The following is a 2,061-nucleotide window of genomic DNA, read 5'->3' as shown; positions in this document are numbered from 1 at the left end:
CGTGGAGGGAAGTGGGGTGAGGTTAACCGCGATGAATATGTCGACCGGCTTTCTCAGGAACATGGTGTTGTGAAGGCAACAGCAGAACGGATATCCCTCACAAAGGAAGGAGACATTGTGTACGTGCTTCCGGTTCACTCCTGCATGACTGCAGATCTTATGCGATCATATTCAGACCTGACCGGTCATGTGATTCCGGCGGGAACCTATTAGTGAATGGTTAGTTGATAACCTTTACTTCCACCCGGCGGTTCTTAGCGCGATTCTCCGGTGTGTCATTTGGTTTGGCCGGCTTGGATTCTCCAAGACCAATCACGACAAGGCGTTTGATATCCACCCCATTTCTGACGAAGTAGTCTGCTACAGCCTGAGCCCTTGTCTTAGATAGGGTCATGTTGTAACCGTCGCTGCCTACATTGTCTGTATGGCCGGAAATCTCCACTTTCATGTCAGGGTGACTGGTGAGGATTTCACGAATGTGTTTGACCTTTTCAACGGATTGCACGTTTAGCCTTCCAATGTTATATTCAAAATAGAGTACTTCCCAGGACAATGGTGCCTCCGGTTCGGACTTTTCCGGTTTAACGTCTGCAGGAAGATTGTTCGCCATGGTATCCTTACCATCCTTAGGCTCAATCTTGTCTGTCTTCGGTTTGTTGGATGTATTGTTCGCGTTAGTGCCGGGATTACCTGAATTATCAGGATCGGACGTGCCAGGCTCAACCAGATTTTCTCCATCCGCAATTTCTTCTTCTGTGAATTCCGCATCCACCTCATCCTCGCTGATCACAATACGATAAAGGTCAAGACCACCATAACCGTTTTCACGCACTGAAGCGAAATAGGCATGGGTATTCTTCCGGTTGATCACATAGTAAATGTTGTCGGCAGCTGTATTGATTGGGTATCCCAGGTTTTCGGCTCCTCCCCAGGTCCCGTCATTTTGAATCACTGACTTAAAGATGTCCATTCCCCCCATGCTTTTATGGCCCTTGGAGGAAAAATAAAGGGTCTTGCCGTCCGGATGAATGAAGGGGCTGTCGTCATCAAATTCCGTATTCACACCTGGTCCCAGGTTTTCTGCTTTTCCCCAGAAGCCGTCCGGTTGCATTCTTGAAACATAGATATCCAAACCGCCATGTCCGCCGGGACGATCACTGGTAAAGTAAAGTGATTGACCATCTTCAGTAAGCGAAGCATGAGATTCGTAGTCGAATGAATTGATATTTGCACTCAGACGTTCAGGTGTTGTCCAGGCTTCACCATAACGCTTGCTTTGAAAAATATTTCCATCCTCGCCTTCTGCCTTGTATATAAACAGGGTGTTACCATCGGGAGAAAGGCTGATGCTTGCTTCATGGTTATCCGTATTGATCATGTCACTGATGGTAGCAGGTGTACTCCATGCTCTCCCTACCCTGTGTGAAATATAAATATCTTCATAGTACTGCCCTTCAGCTGTGATATGTTCGCCGGTGCTTCCCTGGCGGGTGGAAGTAAAGATCAGCGTAGTTTCGTCCGCGGATATCACCGGTGCATAGTCGTTATATGCGCTGTTGATCCGAGCACCGAGGTTGGTAATGAACACGGGCAGGGGATTGGCCATTAATTCCCGGGCGTTGGTGCATTGTTCCAGGCGGTGATCGACTTCCGCCACCAGTTCGGGGTCTGTTTTCATGATCATTTCCCTGAACATAGAAAAATAATATTCAGCACTGTCAATGGAATGTAGGAAATGAAAAGCTTCCGCCAGGTAGAAGTAAGCATCTACCGGAGCCTTCCGTTCTTTATAGTGCCCGGTTTTATAGTCATGGGTGGTATTGTTGAGCGCCTTGCTGAAGTAGGTCAGTGACTTTTCCTGATCGATCGGGAAGTTGAAAGAATACGAGTTGAACAAGCATACCCCTATTTTAAAGGCCAGGTTGGCATTGGTGGTATCCTTATTATAAAGCTTCATAAACAGAGGCAAAGCCGCTTCATAATTTCCTCCTCCGATTAAATCCTCTGCGTCCTGAAAAGTCTTTTTGAAATCAACCTGATCGGTTGTTTGAGCACCTGCCA

2 protein-coding genes are annotated in these 2,061 nt (G+C 47.3%); one reads left to right on the top strand and one right to left on the bottom strand.

What is annotated here, in order from left to right; all coding sequences use genetic code 11:
• The coding region (locus KDD36_15110) for a hypothetical protein (protein MCB0397977.1) at positions 1 to 213 on the top strand (213 nt) is incomplete at its 5' end.
• Between the two features lie 7 nt (positions 214 to 220).
• Here KDD36_15110 and KDD36_15105 read toward each other — a convergent pair.
• A partial coding sequence (locus tag KDD36_15105) for a PD40 domain-containing protein (GenBank protein ID MCB0397976.1) occupies positions 221 to 2,061 on the bottom strand: 1,841 nt, incomplete at its 5' end.

This window comes from Flavobacteriales bacterium (genome assembly GCA_020435415.1).
GTDB lineage: Bacteria > Bacteroidota > Bacteroidia > JACJYZ01 > JACJYZ01 > JACJYZ01.
The sequence above is the reverse complement of the archived record's forward strand: the minus strand, read 5'-3'. Positions and strand labels throughout refer to the sequence as shown.